Source organism: Butyrivibrio sp. FC2001 (genome assembly GCF_000424125.1).
Taxonomy (GTDB): domain Bacteria; phylum Bacillota; class Clostridia; order Lachnospirales; family Lachnospiraceae; genus Butyrivibrio.
Window position 1 is genome coordinate 81,880 of the sequence record NZ_KE384133.1, and the last position, 20,619, is coordinate 102,498.

Consider the following 20,619-nt stretch of genomic DNA (forward strand, 5'->3'; position numbering starts at 1 on the left):
TTTTTTCCAAGACAACTATTTCTGCAAAAATTCACTACTTAGTTGTTCTGATTATTTTTCCGAACAACTATTTCAGCAAAAATTCACTACTTAGTTGTTCTGATTTTTTTCCAAGACAACTATTTCTACATAAATCTTCCGCCTAGTTGTCCCGCTCTATCATAAAATTCAGCGAGAAAACCCCTTCCGATGAAGTCGGTCGTGGGATGAATCGCCTTTACACAAACAGTTGTTCGCGATAGAATAAGTCAATCGGAACCTTGAAAACTGTATATATAGGGTTGTACCACGAATCTAACAAACCAAGAACCTGTGGTGCGTAAAATATACAAGGTGTTAGTTCCCACGCGCCATAGGCGCATCAAATAACATTTTCAAGTATGCCGAAGGGCTTTGCCTGACGGAGTAGTGGCACCGTGAACGTGCCTTACTATACCGCAAGGTATTGTTGAAACCATTTCCGATGTCATCGGTCATGGTAGTTCATAAAGACCCATTTCTACAAAAAGCCTCCTAGAAGCCTCCTAAAACAGCGCAAAAAAAGCGCAAAACATCACAAAAAGAGCGCCCAAAGGCGCTCCTACCATAATCTCACTCATATCTGTATTATCAACAGCGCTCTATCAGGCGCTCCTAAATCATCATCCCATCAAAATGCGAAATATCCCTCTTCGATCTCCTCAATTCCCAATCTTCCTTCCGTCTTCTGGGTGAGGCCCTCAACGATTCTGGAAGAATCCTCCATGCGGACAGTGATGTCGTACTCGACCTTGTCAGTGTAGGTCTCGTTCTCCAGCGGAATCTCCTCCTGGCGAAGATAGTACTGAATATTGTTGATAAGGGTGTAGTCCGCCGTGAGGTGATAGCGCTTGCCGTACACCATCTCACCGATCTCGGAGGCAGCTAGGCCGGCCTGGGCTGCCTGAGTGTAGGCACGGACAAGGCCACCGGTTCCAAGAAGAACTCCACCGAAATATCTTGTTACTATAATAAGAACGTTTGTGACTCCGGCGCCCTTTATGACCTCGAGAATAGGCTTGCCGGCGGTGCCGGAGGGCTCTCCGTTGTCGCTGAAGCGTGTGGTTCCGAAGTCTGATCCGATCATGAAGGCGTAGCAGTTGTGCCTTGCGTCCCAGAATTTCTTCTGAAAGGCCGCTATCTGCTCCTCTGCCTCCTGCACGCTTGTAACAGGTAAAACGTTAGCTATGAACCTTGATTTCTTCTCAACTATCTCATCGCATCCAGGCGTAAGAATAACCTTATAATTGTCTGTCTTTCCCATAATTCTATTGAAACTACCCTTTATTATTCTAATTTGGTATAATTGTAATTTGAAAATGAATTACCATGCAAAAAAATAAGTGATATACGAAACGCTCCGCTCCTGCGAAGATCACCCGTTCATTATATCATCAAACATCAATCGGAGGAAAATATGAATTTTGGCAGAAAAGGTATACGAGATCAACAGCATAATATTGTCTCAAGTACCACAAAGTGGGGAAAGAAAATTTCCCTCATATCCTTTGAGCTCATACTCATTGCTTGCATTGGACTTGGAGTTATCGGCGTGTGCGCAGGCATTGGCGTCTTCAGAGGTATAATCGACACCGCTCCTGAGATTGGAAATATCAGCGTAACTCCTACAGGTTTTTCAACCTTTGTATATGACACGGAAGGTAACCAGACAGCGAAGCTCGTATCCACTGATTCCAACCGTATCCCGGTAACCTGGGACATGATTCCCGAGAACCTCGCTCATGCATTCGTAGCTATCGAGGATGAGCGTTTTTATCAGCACAACGGAATCGATATCCAGGGTATTTTCAGAGCAGCGTATGTCGGAATCACAAGCCACGACCTGTCACAGGGTGCCAGTACCATCACCCAGCAGCTTCTGAAAAACAACGTATTTACAGGTTGGACCAGTGAGAATTCAGACATCGCCAAGATTAAGAGAAAGATACAGGAGCAGTACCTTGCTATTCAGCTTGAAAAAAACATGAGCAAGGACGAGATCCTTCTTAACTATCTGAACACCATCAACCTTGGAAGTAACACACTTGGTGTGCAGGCTGCTTCTCTTCGTTATTTCAATAAGCCTGTTACCAACCTGACACTTTCAGAGTGCGCGGTAATCGCAGGTATTACACAGAACCCCAGCCGCTTCAATCCCATCACACATCCGGAGAACAACGCGAAGCGCCGTGAAAAGGTTCTGAACAACATGCTCAAGCATGGCTACATCACTCAGATTGAGTATGATGAAGCAATTAACGATGATGTTTATTCAAGAATCCAGGTCGTAGACGAGGAAAACACAGATTCAAGTCCTAACTCCTACTTCGTCGATGCCCTTACCAATCAGCTTATCGATGACCTCATCGATGCAGGCTATAACGAGACTCAGGCTTACTCACTTCTGTACAGTGGCGGTCTTAAGATCTACTCAACTCAGGATCCTCACATTCAGGAGATTGCAGATTCAGTTTTCAGTGATGAAGCTAACTACCCTGAGGGAACCAAGTATCTTCTCGAGTATGCACTTACCACAGTGGACGCTGAGGGCAACAGAACCAACTACAGCTCAGAGATGATGAAAAGCTACTTCCAGCAGGAATCCAAAGGCTTCAACATGCTCTTCACTTCAAGAGAGGAAGCAGAGGCCAAGATTGAAGAATACAAAGCTGCTGTAGTAGGAAGCAACACAGTTGAAGGTGAGACAATAAACCTCACACCTCAGCCTCAGGTATCACTTACCATCGAGGATCACCAGCAGGGCTACGTTGTAGCTATGGTCGGTGGTCGTGGAAGTAAGACTGCATCAAGAACACTTAACCGCGCAACTGACACAGTTCGTCAGCCCGGTTCAACCTTCAAGGTGCTTTCAACCTACGCTCCCGCTCTTGACAGCGGCGGACTTACGCTTGCAACAGTATTCAACGACGCACCGTTTAACTATCCTGACGGACGCCCCGTTAACAACTGGTACGGCGAATCCTACAGAGGACTTACAACCATCAGAAACGCCATCAAGGATTCCATGAACGTCATTGCAGTTAAGACTCTGACGGTCATCACTCCTCAGCTTGGTTTTGACTACCTGAAAAACTTCGGCTTCACAACACTTGCTGACAATGAAGAGATAAACGGTAAGATTTACACAGATAATCAGCTGCCCACAGCACTCGGTGGTCTGACACACGGTGTTACAAACATGGAGCTTAACGCAGCTTATGCAACAATCGCTAATGGCGGTGTTTATATAAAGCCCAAGCTCTACACCAAGGTAGTTGACCACGAGGGTAACACAATCCTCGACAACACCAAGGTTGATTCCACAAGAATCCTTAAGGAATCAACAGCATACCTGCTCACAAGCGCAATGCAGGACGTTGTAACAAGCGGAACAGGTACAGCTGTTAACTTCGGAACAACTGCTATCGCAGGTAAGACCGGAACAACATCAGACGAAAACGACGTTTGGTTTGCAGGCTACACAACCTACTACACTGCTACAACATGGGCCGGCTACGACAACAACGTAGACCTTACAACCAAGCCCGAGCAGCAGCTTGCGAAGACGCTTTGGCGCGCGGTTATGTCCAAGATTCATGAGAATCTTCCGTCAACCCAGTTCACCAAGCCTGATTCAGTAATATCCGCTACGGTATGTTCAAGATCAGGAAAACTGCCTATCGGTGGTCTTTGCGATGGAACTCACCTTTCCGAGTACTTTGAGGAGGGAACAGTTCCTACAGAAAGCTGTAACGTTCACTATGCAGGAACAATCTGTCAGTCAGATCAGCACCCTGCTTCAGAGCAGTGTCCGTTCAAGATAACCGGTGTGTTTGAGCTTATTCCTGCTGAACCCGCAGCATTGCAGGCACAGTCACCTAACGGAGGTGCAGGTTCCAGCGGATTTACAACTACAACGGATGAATTCGGTAATACGGTGGTTACTCCTACGGTTACCTGTCATCATACCCCTGAGTTCATGGCTCAGCCCAATATTCAGGAGATTCTGGCCCAGGAGACAGCGCTTATCCAGCAGGGTATTGTAAATACTCAGTACTCCGGTACACCGGCTGATCCTAACGCGGCAGTACCTGCAGCACCTGCGGCAGAACAGCCCGCAGCCGAGCAGCCCGCGGCAGAGGCTCCTGCAGAACAGGCTACGCCCGCTCCGGAAGCACCGGCTCCAGAGGCTCCTCAGCCTGAGGCCACTAATGAAGCCAATAACGAAGAGGATGACGACGAGGAAGAGGATGATGAGTAACAATTCAAAAAAATCCGTGCAGAGCACTGCACTCTTCTATATTTTTTACACAGCTCTCTTTGCCGTTGTATCTTATCTGGTTTACGGCTACTTCCTTAAAAACGGCAAAACTCTTATATGTGAAGGCGATACCTGGCGGCAGCATCTTAAGGCTGCCGCCTATTACTCAAAATGGTTACGCGGCGTGTTCTATCACATAATCCATGATCACAGCTTATCCTTCCAGACCTTTGCCTTTGGAATAGGCTACGGAAGCGACATGTATCCCACGCTGCAGTACTACGCACTGGGCGACATTCTCAACCTGTTTTCCGCATTTGTAAAAACTGAATACATCCATATCTATTTCCAGGTTGTAATGTTACTTCGTGCATATCTTGCCGGTATAACATTTTCTTTATATGCAAAATATCTGAGAAAAGACATGACCCCGGCAGCCCTTCTTACAGGAATGTTCACCTACAGCTTCGGCTCATACTTCATGTACCTGGGACTGTGGCATCCGTTCTTTGCCAACCCGCTGATCTATCTTCCTCTTGTGCTCCTTGGCGCTGAGAAGATATTGAAGGAAAAGAAGCCCACATTCTTTGCGGTTTCCATCTTCCTTGCAGGAACCAACAACTTCTATTTCTTTTACATAATCGTGCTCCTTACTATCATCTATGTTGTAGTAAGGCTCATCTTCACATACGTTGGTGCCCATAAAGTAGAGAATCCATTTTCAGAGGCGCTTAAGACCATCGGCACCTTCTTTTTATACGGAATCACAGGAACCCTCATGAGCATGTTCATCCTGCTCCCGGTGCTCCTGGCGTTCCCAAATAACCCCAGATCCGGCTCAGGAATAGAGATTCCCTTCCTCTATCCCGCAAATTACTACAGGGAGCTTATTAAAAACGTCTACACCTTCGTATATCACGGAGAAAATGATACACAGCTCGGCTTTACGCCTGTATTTGTGGCAGCACTTTTCCTGGTTGTTGTACGAAGCATCTATAAGCTCATCACTACCACCATCGAAATAAGCAAAAAGAAGAAGGAACTCCTTAAGGACACAGAAGGTCCCTCCAGCGTATTCATTGCCTGGGATGAGCCCTCTGAATACATGAAAACACGCTGCCTCTATCAGGAGCTTGTTTTTGCCCTTCTTATCACCGCATTTCTGTGCTTGCCCTTCTGCGGCTACGTATTTGCAGCATTTTCCTACGCAGTTAACAGATGGGCCTTTGCCTGTGCACTCTTTGCAGGCTTTGTGACAGCAGAATTTGCAGATTTCATTTCAGAAAAGATCACAGGTCTTATTGATAAGAATAAATCTGAAGGAAACAGACTTTTAGGAGGTGTACTCAGCGCAGTTATACTCGTTATCACATTATCCTGCATCATCAAAAATGGCCGCATCGCCTACTCTCCCGAGGAGGGCAACATGGTCAAGGATTATATGGATACCTGCACTCCCGAGGAGATGTACGCACAGCTCCAGAGCACCGAGGTTCAGGTTGTTGAGGAAAACGCTGCTGCAGACGGACTTGACGTTTCAGGCTCCTTCTACCGCTATTCAGGAAGAGACCTGGTGTGGAACGCTGCGATGCTTGACGGCATATCCTCCACCCAGTTTTTCTGGAGTCTTGCTGATAAAAGAGTATCCGAATACTTCAAGCTCATGGCCAACAACGACCAGCAGAACTTTGCGTACTTTGCCCTGGATGACCGCGCTATCCTCAATTCCATCGCAGGCGTAAGGTACTACTCACTTCGCTACAACACACCTGACCAGCAGGCCTTCGTGCCCTATGGTTATGCACCTTCTTATGAAAAGTTCAACTTCGGAATCTATGAGAATCCCGAAGCAATGCCTCTTGGCTTCACGTACAGCCAGGCAATTTCAGAGAGCGATTTTAATGCCCTTACGCCAATTGAGCGCGAGGAAGCTCTCCTCTACGGCGTTGTTCTTCCTGATGAAAAGGCTGCTGCCTATCCTGAAGCAGAGCCCACCTACACCTCAGAGAACAAGCCCTACGAGATCACCTTCGAGGGCAAAATCAAGGAAGTAGAAGGCGGCTTTAAGGTTAAGGAAGCCGGCGCTGCTGCAATACTCACCTTTGAGGGAACTCCCAACGCTGAGACACTGGTATTATTCAAAAACCTGAACGTAAAGAGCAATAACGATATTCTTGCTATAAACGTGTCCACTCAGCTCCCTGACGGCACCTCAATACAGAAGAACATCGACTACAAATCCGAGAGATCCTGGTACTACTCCGGATGGCATGACTTCATCGTTGACCTTGGCTATTCCGACACTGCCAAGACTCAGATCAGGCTCACCTTCAGCGATAAGGGGACCTATTCCTTCGACGAGCTCGCAGTATACACCAGAACTCTTTCAACCATGCACCCGCAGCTCGCAGCATTAAAAGAGCACACTTTAACTGACGTAGATCTCCACAAGAATCCGATTTCCTTTGCGACAAACGAGATCACAGGAAGTATCGACACCACGGATTCAGAAGTTCTCTTCCTCTCCATCCCCTATACCAAGGGCTGGAAGGCATACGTAGACGGCAAGAAAACCGAGCTCATTCCTGCTGATACCATGTTTAGCGCACTTGAGCTTACAGCAGGTCACCACGACATAAGACTGGTATATCACACACCTGGTCTCCTTGCAGGCTTTATACTTACAGCATTTGGATTTATACTACTTATAGTGCTTCGAAAAAGAGCGCACTGATCTTTTCTAAGTCTCATCCGGGAATTATGATTCAAACTTCTAATCCCCGGCATGAGCAAAGCGTAATTTGAAAAAGAGGAACGCATATGTTTACACTCACTGAGCTATGTACGGAATTGTCTATAACACCCGCCACCGGCAGAAACTGGGTTAAACTTGGAAAAATCAAACCTGAAGGGAAGAAGGGCCGCACCTTTACCTTTTCAGATGAATACGTGCGCTCACTTAAGGCGGACCTCGAAAGCGGAAAGCTTAAATCTCTAAGAAGCAGACGAAATAAGAGCTATGTATCGGGAAATCTCCTATACAGCTCTTATATCGCAGACTCATCGCCGAACCTTCCCATCGTCCAGAAGCTTGTCATGGACATAGCTGCACTTCATTCTGAGAGTGCTGCGGCAGATTCTGAAGGTGATACCACAAATGAAAACAGCATAAATACTGATCTTCTGTCAGATGACCGATTCCTCTGCGCGATTTTATCAGAGTGTGCGAAGGGGCTTATTTCAAGCCGCATTTCCACTGAGGATTACTATAAATACAAAGAGCTGTTAGACGATATCAACCGGAAAAGTACCACATCAGATACACCGGAAAATAATTCCAGCAACGATGATGCAAATCTAACCGCTGACCTCGCTCCCATTATCGATAAACTGGGCCTCGCCTCCGCGCCTCTTACCTACGTGGCAGGAGAAGACACCTTGGGGCTTATCTACATCTCACTTAAGCACCTGCAGACCAGGAAAAGCACAGGCGCTTATTACACCCCGGGAAAGATCGTTCAGAGACTTTTAGGGCATCTATTCGAGGCCGCCATCCTAACTGATGGTCAGGACAAGGTGATCCTTGATCCCGGCTGTGGCTCAGGCAATTTCCTTCTGTGTCTTCCGCCCGGAATTCCCGCAGAGAATATCTATGGGTACGATACGGACGAAATCAGCGTTAAGCTCTCCCGCCTCAACCTGGCCCTGAAATACAGGCTTCCCGACATGGCATTCTGGCAGGAGCACATATCAATCGCAGACTTCCTTCACCAGGATCCCGAAGCAAAGCAATTTGATATCATCCTTGGTAATCCGCCCTGGGGCTCAACCTTTAGCCCGGAGGAGAGAGCGTTCCTCAAGGATGAGTACGGAACCGCTGCAGAGAGGTCCCTGGACTCCTACGACCTTTTCATAGAGCAAGGCATCCGCCTTCTGAAAAACGGCGGCGCATTGTCACTGGTGCTTCCGGAGTCGGTTCTGCTTGTTAAGTCCCACACCCTCTCAAGGAGACTTCTTCTTGAAAAGACGAAGCTCACACACCTTGAGTACCTGGGGGATGTGTTTGACCATGTTCAGTGCCCCTCCATCATCCTTCAGACTGAAAAGAAGGATGCAGAGGAGTCCTTCCTGAGTAAGCACCCTGTGATATACGACGGCGACGCCTCCTATCAGATAACTTCGGAGAGAAAAATATCGGACACCGGATTTGATTTCCTGGTTCCCGATGAGGAGTATGCTCTTCTGGAATCACTGGCAAGTCTCCCTGATGTCCGCTTTCTTGAGGGTAACGCAGAGTTCGCTCTTGGTATCGTAACAGGCGCCAACAAAGACATGCTAAAATCACGGAAGAGCCCTAAGAACGAGATCATCCTGAAGGGCACGGATATCTTCAGATATTCATTTAAAGAGCCCAAGTGCTACATAGCCTTCGCCCCAGAAAAGTGGCAGCAGGTTGCACCCATATCCATGTACAGAGCACCGGAAAAGCTCCTCTACAGATTCATCGGAGGACACCTTGTATTTGCCTATGACGACAAAAAAACACTGTCATTAAATAGTTGTAATATCGTTATTCCGAACATTGAAAACCTAAGTACCAAGTACATTTTGGCAATACTGAATTCAAGTGTTTCGGAATACTTTTTCAGGAAGAGATTTCGTTCCGTAAAGATTCTAAGGTCTCACATTGAAAAGCTTCCTATCCCCTATGCGGATAAAGAAACGCAAAAAAATATAGAATCAAAAATCGACCAAATATTAACGTTTTCAAGAAACGTTTATAAAACAAGCACAGATGAACTGGACGCTTCCGTGAAGGTTAAAGAGCTCTATAACGAGATCGACGAAATATGTTTTGAGCTCTTTAAACTCACACCTGAAAAAATTGCACTTATAAAACAATTAGTTAAAACTGAAAACTTATTCCTTCCACTCTAGCATTTACGTTATTTCGTGATATAATGGTTCTATTCAGACCCTTGCATTTGCATGTCATTTTCCCGTTTCGGTTATGCTTATGCAGGCTTTGGGTCTGAATATTTAAGATTTATTTAGAGGTAATCATGGGTGATAAGAACGAGAAATTAAAGACCATATCATTGAGCGAGCACGCTGATCAGCTGTTTGATAAGATCATCAACACCACTCAGGACTGCATTTTCTGGAAAGACACAGAGCGCAGATTCGTTGGTGTTAATCAGGCATTCCTGGATTTCTTCGGTTTTGATACAGCGGATGAAGTAATCGGCAAGACAGATGAGGATATGCAGTGGCATCCGAATCCGAAGCCCTTTATGGAGGACGAGCTCAGAGTCCTCAAGGGCGAGAGCACTCACAATGTTCATGGCCAGTGTATTATCAGAGGTGAAGTTCGCGAAATCATCGCCACCAAAACTCCCATTTACGATGAGGGCGTCATCATCGGCTTCGTTGGTTCCTTTATGGATGTCACAGAGGAACAGGAACGCATCGCCAAGATCGAACGCCTTAATAAATTAAACGACCAGCTTCTTGAAAACGAGAAGCGCGCCAACAGACGTATGTCTGAATTCCTCTCACGCATGAGTAATGAGATAAAAACACCCATGAACGCTATCTCTGCCCTCTCATACCTCGGCATGACCCAGGAGGACGTAAATGTATTAAGAAGCGACATGCGCAAGATCTACACCTCAAGTCACTACCTTTCAAGGCTCATGAGTGACATTCTTGATATTGATAAAATCGACGGTGGAAACTTAAATCTTGATCCCAAGAAAACTTCCCTTGATGACATTGTTGACGGCGTTGAGCAGATAACCTGTGCCTTCGCCAAGGAAAAGGATGTAAAGATAGTCGTAAACAGAAATTACAGAGCTAACCCTCAGGTAATCTGCGACCTCGGAAGAACCCAGCAGATGGTCATAAATCTGACCAACAATGCTGTTAAATTCAGTGAGCGCGGAGATACTGTTGAGATCACCGTAGCCTCAAGAAAACAGGGTACCCACTACCATATCACCTTCACAGTTAAGGATGAAGGCTGCGGAATCAGCACAGCTTTCATGCCCAGTCTTTTCAGAACCTTTTCCCAGGAAAAAAGGAATCCCAGCAAGTACGGTACAGGTACCGGGCTGGGACTGTCTGTTGCAAAGCGTTTAGCTTGCCTTATGAAGGGTGATATCACAGCGGAAAGTGAAGAAGGCCTCGGAAGTACCTTCACCGCTACAATAAATCTCGAAGCTGTTCCGATCGAGCCTTAAGAATTATTAAGGCTTGATAAAAACTGCTTTGTACGTTCTTCTCTGGGGTTATTGATAACCTGCTGCGCAGGTCCCTTCTCAAGAATTATTCCATCATCCATGAAAATGACTTCATCTGCCACATCTCTGGCAAATGCCATCTCATGGGTGACTATTATCATTGTCGTATGCTTATCAGCAAGATTCCTTATTACTCTCAAAACTTCACCTGTAAGCTCAGGATCAAGAGCCGAAGTAGGCTCGTCGAAGCACAGAATATCCGGCTTTAAAGCAAGGGCTCTTGCTATGGCTACTCTCTGCTGCTGACCACCTGAAAGCTGGTGCGGGTAATTGTCCATTCTATCGGACAGTCCCATCTGATCAAGGAGCTCTTTTCCCCTTCTCTCTATATCAGCATCACTCTTGCCCTCTGCGAGAAGCTTGGGTGCAAGGGTTACATTATCAAGAGCTGTGTACTGGGGAAACAGATTGAACTGCTGGAAAACCATACCAAAATGCAGTCTGTTTTCACGGAGCTTCTTAGCATTCATCTCAGGATTAGCCGCGTCAAAAAGCTGCTCTCCCTTAACTGTTATGGTGCCCTCATCAGGTCTCTCAAGGAAATTGAGGCAGCGCAGGAACGTGGTCTTACCACTTCCCGAGGAACCGATGATGGAAATGGCCTGGCCCTCTTCCATGCTAAAGCTGATTCCCTTAAGAATCTGGTGATTATCAAAACTCTTTTTTATATTGTTAACTTCAAGTATCGGCATACTAATTCCTTTTTCAAATAAAAACTATGCTCTGCTTAGCAATAATCACTAAGTGTTCCGCTCATCATCTAAAATAGCTGAGCTTCTTTTCAATAAATCCGAACAACAAGGTCAGAAGACCACTGAACACAAGGTAAAATGCGCCTGTGTAGAAAAGAGGCCAGATGATACCGCTGCTCTTGATGAAGGCCTGACCGTTCCAGATAATCTCATAAACGGCGATAACCCTCGCAAGGGAAGTATCCTTTACAAGGGTGATGACCTCATTAGAAATGGGCGGCACTATGCGCTTTATTACCTGAAGCAGAATGACCTTTTTAAAAATCTGGCTCTTGGTCATACCAAGCACCTGACCTGCCTCATACTGGCCAACGGGGATGGACTGAATACCACCTCTGAAGATCTCTGAAAAATAGCAGGCGTAGTTAAACACAAATGCCACCAGCGCTGCGATGAATCTTCCGTTTCCACCTGTTCCCCATACATTAAGCCCCAGAAAAATTCCGGGGCCATAATATATGATTAGTAACTGAAGCATCAGCGGTGTTCCGCGAACCACCCATATGATAAATCTGATGGGAAGCTTTATTACCGGCGCCTTGTTCATTGATCCGAAGCTTATGAGAAGCCCAAGCGGCAATGAAAAAATCAGCGTCAGCGCAAATAATTTTAATGTTCCAAGAAACCCTTCAAGAAGGGATAACGTTACTGTTGCAAACATATTTTATCCTTAATAAATCCTTACTGTGCAATGATAGCGTCCTGAACGCCGTATACCTTAGCTGTCTCAACCATGCTTCCGTCATCGTACATGCTCTTGAGCTGATCGTTGATATAAGCTGCAAGATCAGAGCCCTTACGGCATCCGATGCCATACTCCTCAGTTGTGAGCTCAACTGTGTGTGTAAGATCAGGATAGCTTGTGCCCTCACCGATCATAGCTCCTGCCATAAGAAGGTCGATGATGCATGCACCTGATGTTCCGGCCTGAACCTCCATAACTGCATCTGCCTGAGATGTTACAGATATGAAATCAAAGCTGTTATCGGTAGCAGCCTGCTCACCTGCAGAACCTGCCTCAACTGCGTAGCTGAGCTTTGCAGCATCCTCAACAGTTGCAACGTCGCCTGCAAGGTCCTTGGAAACAACTACAACCTGTGCGTTGTTAAGGTAAGGATTGGTGCACTCCATGGAGCTTGTAACCTCGCTTGTAAGAGTCATACCGTTCCAAACAACGTCGATTGACTTGTTCTGAAGCTCAAGGATCTTGTTATCCCAGTCGATCTCAACGAACTCACACTCAACGCCGAGAGACTCTGCAACCTTCTTGGCAAGATCAGCATCAAAGCCGATCCAGTCGCCGTTGTCATCCTTGAAATCCATGGGAGCAAAATCTGTGATACCAACGATGAGCTTGCCCTTGCCCTTGATGTAGTCAACATCTGACTCATCGCTGCTCTCAGCTGCGTCTGCTGTCTCCTCTGTAGTGCTCTTGGCTGTATCTGCTGCCACTTCCTCAGAGCTTGCATTTGTAGCAGTGTCTGCACCTGCTGCCTGTCCGCAAGCTGTCATTGAAATTGTCATAACTGTTGTAAGCAATCCTGCGATAAATTTTCTTTTCATAATAGCCTCCTGTTAAAAAATTAGTATCCAAATTAATTCAATACAATTAAATTTTCACTTTTGATAAGAAAAACAGTTTCATTCTCTACCACTTTATCACACTAAATTGTTTTATGCAAACACTATTGTTATGATATTTTTGAAAAATACTTATGTTCGGGCAGGAAAAATCAATGATCAACGAAACTGATGTAATACAAAAATACGAGCGAATTACGAAACATCTTATAAAAGAGAAACTTACCATAAGTACAATGGAAAGCTGCACCGCCGGAATGGTTGCAAATTTTCTTACGGACACGGAAGGGTCCTCTTCTATAATGAAGGGAGCATATATAACCTACTCCAACGAGGCCAAGATAAAGCAGGGAGTTCCTGCAGATATCATCGAGATAAACGGTGTCTATTCCAGGGAGACCGCCCTATCAATGGCAAAAGCCTGCATGGATTCCTACGGCGCTGACATCGGCCTTGGAGTGACCGGCACCCTTGGAAACACCGACCCTGAAAATGCCGACAGCGTTCCCGGTGAGGTACACCTTGGCATAATCTTTTCAGATATAAGCCGCACCTTCAGCTTCACACTTCCTTCCGCTCCATCAAGGCATGAGTACAAGCTGATTGTGTCAGACCTTATCGCAGATGAATTGCTAAAAATCCTTTTATGATTTAATATAAAGATATACATTTTCTTATGCTGTTAACAGACAAAGGAGGGGATTCCAGGTGAGTACAGCTACTATCTTTGAAATCATCGGTTACATCGGTTCTGCTCTTGTACTTCTGTCATTTATGATGGTGTCAGTGTACAAGCTGAGAATTGTAAATACTATCGGAAGCTTGTTCTGCGTTATCTACGGTATTCTTATCAACGCATATCCCACGGTTATTATGAACGTAGCTCTGGTTGCCATCAATGTCTACTATCTTGGCAAGATGCTTAACACCGAGAAGAACTACGATCTTGTAAGGGTTTCGGGTGACGACGGTCTGACCAGGTACACCATCGACCGCAACAAGGATGACATCGCCAAATGCTTCCCCGGTATCTCAATGGACTTCAGCAAGGTCAACGCCGGCTTCGTCGTTTGCCACGAGGGTAAGCCTGTGGGGATCATGCTTGGTAACTTAAAGGAACACACCCTGGATATCAAGCTCGACTACTCAGTGCCTCAGTACCGCGATTTCTCTATTGGTGAGTTCCTTATGGCCAACCTCGTTCATGAGGGCATCGACAAGCTGATCTACAAAGGCTCAGACGAGAATCACAAGGCTTATCTTGCAAAGACAGGCTTTGTTGAAAAGGGCGATCATTACGAGAGAATCTTATAATCCGAAAACACAAATCGATTTTTCATGAAACTAAACAGAAGCCTGCTCCACATTCAAAGGAGCAGACTTCTTTTCATTTTACCAAAATCTCATATCCAAAAACTAAAACTCACACTCTCAAATCTCAGCTCTTACTATGCGGTTTCTTCCGCTTTCCTTGGCTTCATAAAGTGCTTTATCAACGCACAGGAAAATGTCCTTACCCTGCACATCACCCTTAATAGTGATAACCCCCATACTTATGGTGAGATGTCCCACCTCAGGGAAGACATGATCCTCAACCCTTTTTCTTAGGGACTCGGCTATCTCCATGGCCTCTTCATTCTCCACGAGAGGAAGAATTACAAAGAACTCCTCGCCTCCCCAACGTCCGGCTCTTCCGTCCCGGTGCTCATGAGCGGCTTCCTTCAAAATAGCTGCCGTCTCCTTAAGTACCACATCGCCGATTTCATGGCTGTAATTGTCATTTACGCTCTTGAAGTGGTCGATATCTATCATCAGGAGACTGACCGGTGTATTCTTCGTAGCAGACTCCTGAAGAAGGTTATTTATCGCCTCTTCCGTTTTTCCTCTGTTAATAAGCCCTGTCAGGGCATCAGTCTCTGCCATGAGTCTTAGCTTCTCATTCAGAACGCGAAGGTCACTCTGAGCCTTCTGCAGATCCTCCATGGTGGTGTAAACAAGACTTGTCAGTCTTCGCATCTGAGCCGCAGGTCCGCGCAAAACGGAGTCATCAACAAGTACATCAGGAAGCTCTGCCGAGGAAGGCTCTCCCTCTCTCATTGCGATGGAAAGCTGTGTTACATTATGCTCAACAATCTCTCCGGTTTCACAGTTCCTGATCAGCTCGCCCCAGGTGTAAAACCCGGAGGTGGAGCAAAGCTGCGCAAATGGCTCAAGCTCCATATCTACATAGCGCTCCCAGAAAGCCTTACGGACAATACATGAATACAGAAGAACCGCCTGTGGCTTAAACGCACGGACTCTCTTAAGTCTATCGTTTACCTGGCTGACAATCGTCGCAGGATTGCCGTAGGACAGCTGAATATCCATGCCCTCCATAATGGTACCGTGCATATTAAGTGAGCCATCCTCTTCTATATGAATGGCACTTCTTAGCCACTGCTCTCCCTTGTACTCGGCAAGGAGCGGGAAGGTATAGCCCTCCATCGCATTGTCGTGGACCTTTCTGTCGATCTGCAGGAACTTTTCATATATCTCGGAAGCATGTCTTCCATTAAGCTCTACCAGCTTGTGACCGTCAGCCTTGGTGACCCTGAAGGGAACACCCAGAGGCTCCCATCCTATGACCTTGTCCACATCCACATGAAAATCATCACCCGCAAAGGTTGTGACCAGTATGGAATCATAGGTGATACCTTTGGCGTCGAACACGTAATGAACCGGGGAATTCAGCATATGTCCGCCTGAATATCCACCGAAAATATGTATATCCTTATCACATTCATCGATCTCGTCGAATAGTGGTTTTGTCTCAAACTCAGTTCCGGGAAGCAAAAACTCAGCTGCCTTGATACCCGGGATGCTGTCAAGCTGCTGACAGATCTGCCTGCCTACAGCCCTTTCATTGCCCTTCACATTGTCATAGCGGAACACCTCCACATTGGTGCTCTCAAAGAAAAGCGCACCAATAAGGATACCTCTGTCCATGAGGTGTCCTTCCATGATCTCTCCTGCTGACATTGTGCCTACAATATCCGCCTCCGGAAATATTATGCTGAGTGTTTTCGCAACGTATTCCGTGAACTTCTCGCCTTCGAGTCCGCTGTATATGTGGAGAAGCATCTGCTTGTAATTTCCGGATTTCCAGGCAGAAAGTATTCCTTCTATCTGAACAAACAGTTCAGGCTTATCCTTTAATTCCACAAGTATCTGTTTCATATTTGTGGCCCTCATAAAAAAACAATTGTCCTACCTTTTATTTTATAACATTTATAACATTCTTCATAGCTAAAATAAAAACAGCCACACCCTAAGGTGTGGCTGAATAATGCACGTTATTATTTAGTTTCCAAGCTCGTCAGTCTGGCAATATCTTGTGATCTTTCCTTTTACATAAACCTTACCACCGATGGTACCGTAAACGATTCTGTCACCCATCTTTTTGTAAGGCATTACAGCTACATAATAGCCCATGTTCTTCTTGAACTTGCTACCGTTAAACTTCTTTACAACAGCAGACTTCTTTTTGCCGCCCTTAATCTTGTATGCTTTATAGCCGACTTTCTCCTGTGTAGAAACATATACGATGTATCCATCTGCGCCCTTTGTCTTCATCCAGCTTACATTGAGCTTGCCCTTCTTGATCTTAACATCGTAGCCCTTCTTGGTTCTTTTGATCTCAGAGTTTACAAGAAGCTGAGTCTGGTCAGACCAGTCTCCGTAATACTTTACATCGTTAATCTCTGTGAAGGCTCTTACCTGAACATAGTACTTCTTCTTATCCTTAGCATCTCCAAAGCTGCCTCCGCGGAATACGCCGGTACCTGTGTCATCATTCTTTACAAGGGTATTGCCTTCATATACCTCGTACTCATATCCTGAAACATCAGGCATCTCTGCCCAGTCAAAGCTGAAGCTTCCAAGATTTCTCCAGTTATGTGTCTGGAAAGGTGCTGATGATTTAGCAGGTGTTGTGTAGAAGGGATCACATAAATATCCGTAATCATCCCAATCAAGACCATACTTTCTGTAATCAACAGTAATATTTACATAATAACGGCTTCCGGGTGTAAGGTTATTAAATGTGTAAGATGTTGAATTAGGATCGATTGAAATTTTCTTAGCCTTTGTCATGGCTCTTGCGCCTTCCAAAGTTGTAGCGATACCAATGTGCATCTTATTGATTTTTGTATCTGAAACCTCAGAATACTTTGTCCAGTTAACTGTAATTGATGTCTGGCTGGGATTAACCTGTTTGATCTCAGCACTCATAGCATGTACAGTCTGTGCTGTCTGCGGTGCCACAAAAACTCCCCCGAGTGCTATAGCAGTTGAAAGAACTGCTGCAGCGATTCTTGTAAAAACTTTTCTCTTCACTTTTTTCATTCCTCTCTTGTTTTTTTATAAAAATCTCTATGCATGCATATATAGAGTTTTTATCTGCTTTTCATAACTAAACTATAAAGTTCATCAACGGTTTATTAAATATATGATGACGCAAAATAGACTGTTTTAATTTCCCAAATTTTCCTCAAAAAATCAGAGTCTGTTCTCGATATTACCCATGAGGTCCTCAGCACCGTTAACTGCTCTGCGCATGTTGTAGTCTGTGGGATTATTGTATACCTTAGTGAAGTCAAGGATTGTGTTACCTGTCTTCATTCCAACTACAAGCTTGTTCTTAAGATCAACGTTGAGCTCATGTGTATCAACATACTCGATGTAATCGCAAAGAATCTCGAAGTCATCCTCGTTGTATGAAAGCACTATGCTAACTATCATGATTACCAGTGCGATGATGGCGAAAAGATAGTTCTTTGTAAATGCAAATGCAAGAAGCGCAGGAAGCATAATGATCCAGCTGACCTCACTCTTGATGAAATCCTTGAACTCAGACTTAACTGTCTTAAGAAGGAAGTTCTTACCATCCTGTACAAAGTAAGTTACAAGATCATAAAACTGCTCCTGGTCTGCCTCATCATAGCAGCCAAGCTGATAGGTGATAAGGATCTTTGAAGAATTCTCGATGAGTCTTTTAACGAGCTTCTTATATACGTGTGACAGCTTGTTAAGGTAAGGAACCTGATCCATCATGTCACCAACTGTCAATGCGCCTCTGCCTACTGTATAGAAAACTCGGCCACACTCTCTTCTGTATCTCTTAAGGTTTTTTCTGCCGAAGGTTCTTACTCTCTCAAGTCCTTCGCTTACCGGATCATCAGATATTTCCTTGCCTACTAGTGCACGGCAGTACATGATCTTCTTACCATACTCGAGGCGGTCAGCCGCTCCCATAACAACAAAGTAGATGACGGCAAGTACAATAAAGCCTATGATCTTAACCACGATATTGGGTATCAGGCATCCGGCAAGTCCTACCAAAAGAATACCTCCAAGTATCAGAAGTAAAGGTGTCAGCCTCTTGTCGAACATCTTCTGAATTTCTTTCGCATACTTTTTTCTCTCTTCCATGTGTATAGCTCTCCTCTCCTTTTTTCGGGAATACAGCGATCAGAACAGACCGGATAGCAAAGAAACTTCCAGAATTTAAGACAATATTATAGAATAAAAAACTGCAAATAGTAACGAATCTCTCCGTCACTGTTTGCAGTCAAACCATCTTTAATAAATCATTCCCCAAAAGATTTACAACTTTGCGTCCATACATCACTGTATGTTTGCCCCCAACGTACATTCAATTGTGTCCCCTCACAAATTATAATTATACCGCAATTTAGCTCTGATTAAAACCTCTTTTAGCGCGTAAATTTCGGTCTTATCATCTTCTTAACAGAGGCCTTGGGGCGATTCTTGTCGGACTTATGCTCTTTTTTCCTGTCCTTCGCGGAAACTGAAGATATCTCCTTAACAAAAGTCGAATCCTCATCATTGTAGGTAAGGATGTTAAGTTTATTCCTTGCCCTCGTCATTCCTACATAGAATATCCTGCGCTCTTCCTCAAATTCCCGAAGCTCCTGCCTGTCCGCGAACTTCTTATTCCCGATAACCTTGTTTGGAAAAACTCCATCGCAGGCATCCATCAGGTAAACCTCGTCATACTCCAGTCCCTTACTGGAATGAATCGTCGAAAGAATGAGCTTTGCCCTGTAGTCCGGCTCCTTATCCCTGAAAATAATCTGCAGATCATCAAGCCTTCTCATAAGGCCGCCTATGGTCTCCTCATTAGCAGCTATCATTTTCAGGATGAAAAGCTTATTCGTATCGATATGATTATTCTCCAGATATTCGCCGTATCCCATGAAGCGCTCAATCCTGTTAAGTGCCTTAAGAGGCGTCTCATGCCTCATGTTGTAAAGGTGTGTCCTGAGGGACCTGCACTTTGCCTTCACATGGGCTCCCAGCATATCGGTCTCCTCCACTGCATCAAGAATCGGAAGGTCCGAACTTGCAGCAAGTCTGCACAGTCTCTCCGCCTGTGTCTTCTTAAGATACGTCTGGCACTTAAAATATATCTTCATGAAGTTCTCTTCATCATAAGGATCCATGCAGAATTTCAGGATGCTCTCCACATCCATCACGACTCTGTGCGTAAAAAATCCCATGTCTGCATTCCTTACGCGATAAGGAATGCCCTGCCTCTCAAGGATATCCACAAGAGGAATGATGCTCTCGTTATCCCTGTAGAGCACCGCCGTCTGATTTTTCACATCATCCGCAACCTTAGCAAGATAATTGTACTGATTTCTCCTGCTGTTTAGCTGGATGTAGTTAATCTCCGAATCTCTTCCCCGGGCCGCCTGCATATGCTTATCATGGCGCATATCGTTATGTCTTATAAAAACATCAGCAGCAGACACTATCGCTGCATTTGATCTGAAGTTCTGATCCATTATAAGGACCTTCGCACCGGGATGATCCTTTTCAAAATTAAGGAGCGCCTCAGGATATGCCGCCCTGAAGCCATAGATACTCTGATCCTCATCACCGACCATGAAAAGGTTGCCATCTTTTCCTGATAAAAGACCTATTATCATGTGCTGGACCTTGGAAGTATCCTGCGCCTCGTCCACGCAAATGTATCTGTACTTATCCTGATAAAACTTAAGGAGCTCCGGCGAGCCCTTGAGCATCCTGTAGGCGTAGACCATCTGGTCATCGTAGTCCATGAGCCCGCGCCTTTTGAGCTCCGCATTGTAGGCCTCATATACAGGAAGGATGTCTATATCCATGTCGTTGTCGAGCTTTTTTATCTCATCATTTGTGAGCAACATATTCTTGCAATAGGTTATGAGGGTTCTCACTCCCTTTATGTCGCTCTCCGTGGGATATTCCTTTTTAACCTTGATAAAAATGTCGGTGAGGATCTTGCCGATCAGCTTTTCATCGGTCACAAGATCGTATGCCTTCTTCCCGATCAGCCTGCCGTAATGCTGGATGATCTTGGCACATATTCCGTTTATGGTCCTGAATTCCAGCAAAAAGGATAAATCCTCGCCGAACACTGATTTAAACCTGTCAGCCATATCCTTCGTGGCGGCTACGGTGTAGGTCAGCGTGAGCACATGCTGAGGATCTATCCCTTTACAATAAAGCATATATCCAAGCCTGTTCACCAGGACCGTGGTCTTGCCGCTTCCAGGAACTGCCAGAAGAAGCACCGGTCCTTCGGTGGTCCTTACCGCATCAAGCTGCTGATCGCTAAGATGCGATAAGTATCTTTCATAAAACTCATTGTAATTCATGTCCT

Annotated in this window: 14 protein-coding genes and 1 riboswitch; of the genes, 6 read left to right on the plus strand and 8 right to left on the minus strand. The window is 45.3% G+C overall.

The window, feature by feature from the left end; genetic code table 11:
- Window positions 1–649: 649 nt before the first annotated feature.
- On the minus strand, window positions 650–1,282 hold the full coding sequence (locus G601_RS0118055; protein WP_035791060.1) for a YigZ family protein: 633 nt from the start codon (window positions 1,280–1,282) through the stop codon (window positions 650–652).
- A gap of 153 nt (window positions 1,283–1,435) precedes the next feature.
- Between G601_RS0118055 and G601_RS24035 the strand changes: the two genes are divergently transcribed.
- From G601_RS24035 to G601_RS0118075, 4 genes are all read left to right on the plus strand, one after another.
- Window positions 1,436–4,279, plus strand: a complete 2,844-nt coding sequence (locus G601_RS24035) for a transglycosylase domain-containing protein (RefSeq protein ID WP_081673613.1) — start codon at window positions 1,436–1,438, stop codon at window positions 4,277–4,279.
- Complete coding sequence (locus G601_RS0118065; RefSeq protein ID WP_026666158.1) at window positions 4,272–7,013, plus strand: YfhO family protein; 2,742 nt, start codon at window positions 4,272–4,274, stop codon at window positions 7,011–7,013. The genes G601_RS24035 and G601_RS0118065 overlap by 8 nt, the downstream gene beginning before the upstream one ends.
- Before the next feature lie 86 nt (window positions 7,014–7,099).
- Window positions 7,100–9,217, plus strand: a complete 2,118-nt coding sequence (locus G601_RS24040) for a TaqI-like C-terminal specificity domain-containing protein (protein ID WP_051206022.1) — start codon at window positions 7,100–7,102, stop codon at window positions 9,215–9,217.
- A gap of 125 nt (window positions 9,218–9,342) precedes the next feature.
- Window positions 9,343–10,521 (plus strand): PAS domain-containing sensor histidine kinase, encoded by a 1,179-nt coding sequence (locus G601_RS0118075; protein WP_026666159.1) that lies wholly within the window; start codon window positions 9,343–9,345, stop codon window positions 10,519–10,521.
- On the opposite strand, the gene G601_RS0118080 is transcribed toward G601_RS0118075, so the two are convergent.
- The 3 genes from G601_RS0118080 to G601_RS0118090 all read right to left on the minus strand — a co-directional run bounded on the left by G601_RS0118080 (window position 10,518) and on the right by G601_RS0118090 (window position 12,896).
- On the minus strand, window positions 10,518–11,273 hold the full coding sequence (locus G601_RS0118080) for an amino acid ABC transporter ATP-binding protein (protein WP_026666160.1): 756 nt from the start codon (window positions 11,271–11,273) through the stop codon (window positions 10,518–10,520). The two genes, G601_RS0118075 and G601_RS0118080, sit on opposite strands and share 4 nt — an antisense overlap.
- A 64-nt stretch (window positions 11,274–11,337) precedes the next feature.
- Window positions 11,338–11,994, minus strand: a complete 657-nt coding sequence (locus G601_RS0118085; protein ID WP_026493229.1) for an amino acid ABC transporter permease — start codon at window positions 11,992–11,994, stop codon at window positions 11,338–11,340.
- 20 nt (window positions 11,995–12,014) lie between these two features.
- Window positions 12,015–12,896 carry a transporter substrate-binding domain-containing protein gene (locus tag G601_RS0118090; RefSeq protein WP_026666161.1) on the minus strand — a complete coding sequence of 294 codons (882 nt, stop codon included), beginning with the start codon at window positions 12,894–12,896 and terminating at the stop codon, window positions 12,015–12,017.
- Between the two features lie 173 nt (window positions 12,897–13,069).
- On the opposite strand from G601_RS0118090, the gene G601_RS0118095 reads away from it, so the two are divergent.
- Together G601_RS0118095 and G601_RS0118100 are read left to right on the plus strand one after the other, a co-directional pair.
- Window positions 13,070–13,564, plus strand: a complete 495-nt coding sequence (locus G601_RS0118095; protein ID WP_026666162.1) for a CinA family protein — start codon at window positions 13,070–13,072, stop codon at window positions 13,562–13,564.
- A gap of 58 nt (window positions 13,565–13,622) precedes the next feature.
- Entirely contained in the window at window positions 13,623–14,228 is a 606-nt protein-coding gene (locus tag G601_RS0118100) for a hypothetical protein (protein WP_026666163.1), read from the plus strand.
- Between the two features lie 117 nt (window positions 14,229–14,345).
- Here G601_RS0118100 and G601_RS0118105 read toward each other — a convergent pair whose 3' ends face one another.
- The 4 genes from G601_RS0118105 to G601_RS0118120 form a co-directional block, all read right to left on the minus strand.
- Window positions 14,346–16,130 carry a sensor domain-containing diguanylate cyclase gene (locus tag G601_RS0118105; protein ID WP_026666164.1) on the minus strand — a complete coding sequence of 595 codons (1,785 nt, stop codon included), beginning with the start codon at window positions 16,128–16,130 and terminating at the stop codon, window positions 14,346–14,348.
- A gap of 123 nt (window positions 16,131–16,253) precedes the next feature.
- Window positions 16,254–17,288: a fibronectin type III domain-containing protein gene (locus G601_RS0118110; protein ID WP_196808921.1), complete on the minus strand. Its 1,035-nt coding sequence runs from the start codon at window positions 17,286–17,288 to the stop codon at window positions 16,254–16,256.
- A 162-nt stretch (window positions 17,289–17,450) separates the two neighbouring features.
- Entirely contained in the window at window positions 17,451–18,383 is a 933-nt protein-coding gene (locus G601_RS0118115) for a hypothetical protein (RefSeq protein ID WP_026666166.1), read from the minus strand.
- A gap of 131 nt (window positions 18,384–18,514) precedes the next feature.
- Window positions 18,515–18,604, minus strand: a riboswitch (cyclic di-GMP riboswitch).
- Between the two features lie 63 nt (window positions 18,605–18,667).
- On the minus strand, window positions 18,668–20,614 hold the full coding sequence (locus G601_RS0118120; protein WP_026666167.1) for an ATP-dependent helicase: 1,947 nt from the start codon (window positions 20,612–20,614) through the stop codon (window positions 18,668–18,670).
- Between the last annotated feature and the right edge of the window lie 5 nt (window positions 20,615–20,619).

Excerpts from the sequence above, each read along its gene's own strand:
- G601_RS0118055 (WP_035791060.1), bottom strand. The coding sequence starts at position 1,282 with ATGGGAAAGACAGACAATTATAAGGTTATTCTTACGCCTGGATGCGAT.
- G601_RS0118090 (WP_026666161.1), bottom strand. The coding sequence starts at position 12,896 with ATGAAAAGAAAATTTATCGCAGGATTGCTTACAACAGTTATGACAATT.
- G601_RS0118115 (WP_026666166.1), bottom strand. The coding sequence starts at position 18,383 with ATGGAAGAGAGAAAAAAGTATGCGAAAGAAATTCAGAAGATGTTCGAC.
- G601_RS24035 (WP_081673613.1), top strand. The coding sequence starts at position 1,436 with ATGAATTTTGGCAGAAAAGGTATACGAGATCAACAGCATAATATTGTC.
- G601_RS0118105 (WP_026666164.1), bottom strand. The coding sequence starts at position 16,130 with ATGAAACAGATACTTGTGGAATTAAAGGATAAGCCTGAACTGTTTGTT.
- G601_RS0118080 (WP_026666160.1), bottom strand. The coding sequence starts at position 11,273 with ATGCCGATACTTGAAGTTAACAATATAAAAAAGAGTTTTGATAATCAC.
- G601_RS0118065 (WP_026666158.1), top strand. The coding sequence starts at position 4,272 with ATGAGTAACAATTCAAAAAAATCCGTGCAGAGCACTGCACTCTTCTAT.
- G601_RS0118075 (WP_026666159.1), top strand. The coding sequence starts at position 9,343 with ATGGGTGATAAGAACGAGAAATTAAAGACCATATCATTGAGCGAGCAC.
- G601_RS0118095 (WP_026666162.1), top strand. The coding sequence starts at position 13,070 with ATGATCAACGAAACTGATGTAATACAAAAATACGAGCGAATTACGAAA.
- G601_RS0118085 (WP_026493229.1), bottom strand. The coding sequence starts at position 11,994 with ATGTTTGCAACAGTAACGTTATCCCTTCTTGAAGGGTTTCTTGGAACA.
- G601_RS24040 (WP_051206022.1), top strand. The coding sequence starts at position 7,100 with ATGTTTACACTCACTGAGCTATGTACGGAATTGTCTATAACACCCGCC.
- G601_RS0118120 (WP_026666167.1), bottom strand. The coding sequence starts at position 20,614 with ATGAATTACAATGAGTTTTATGAAAGATACTTATCGCATCTTAGCGAT.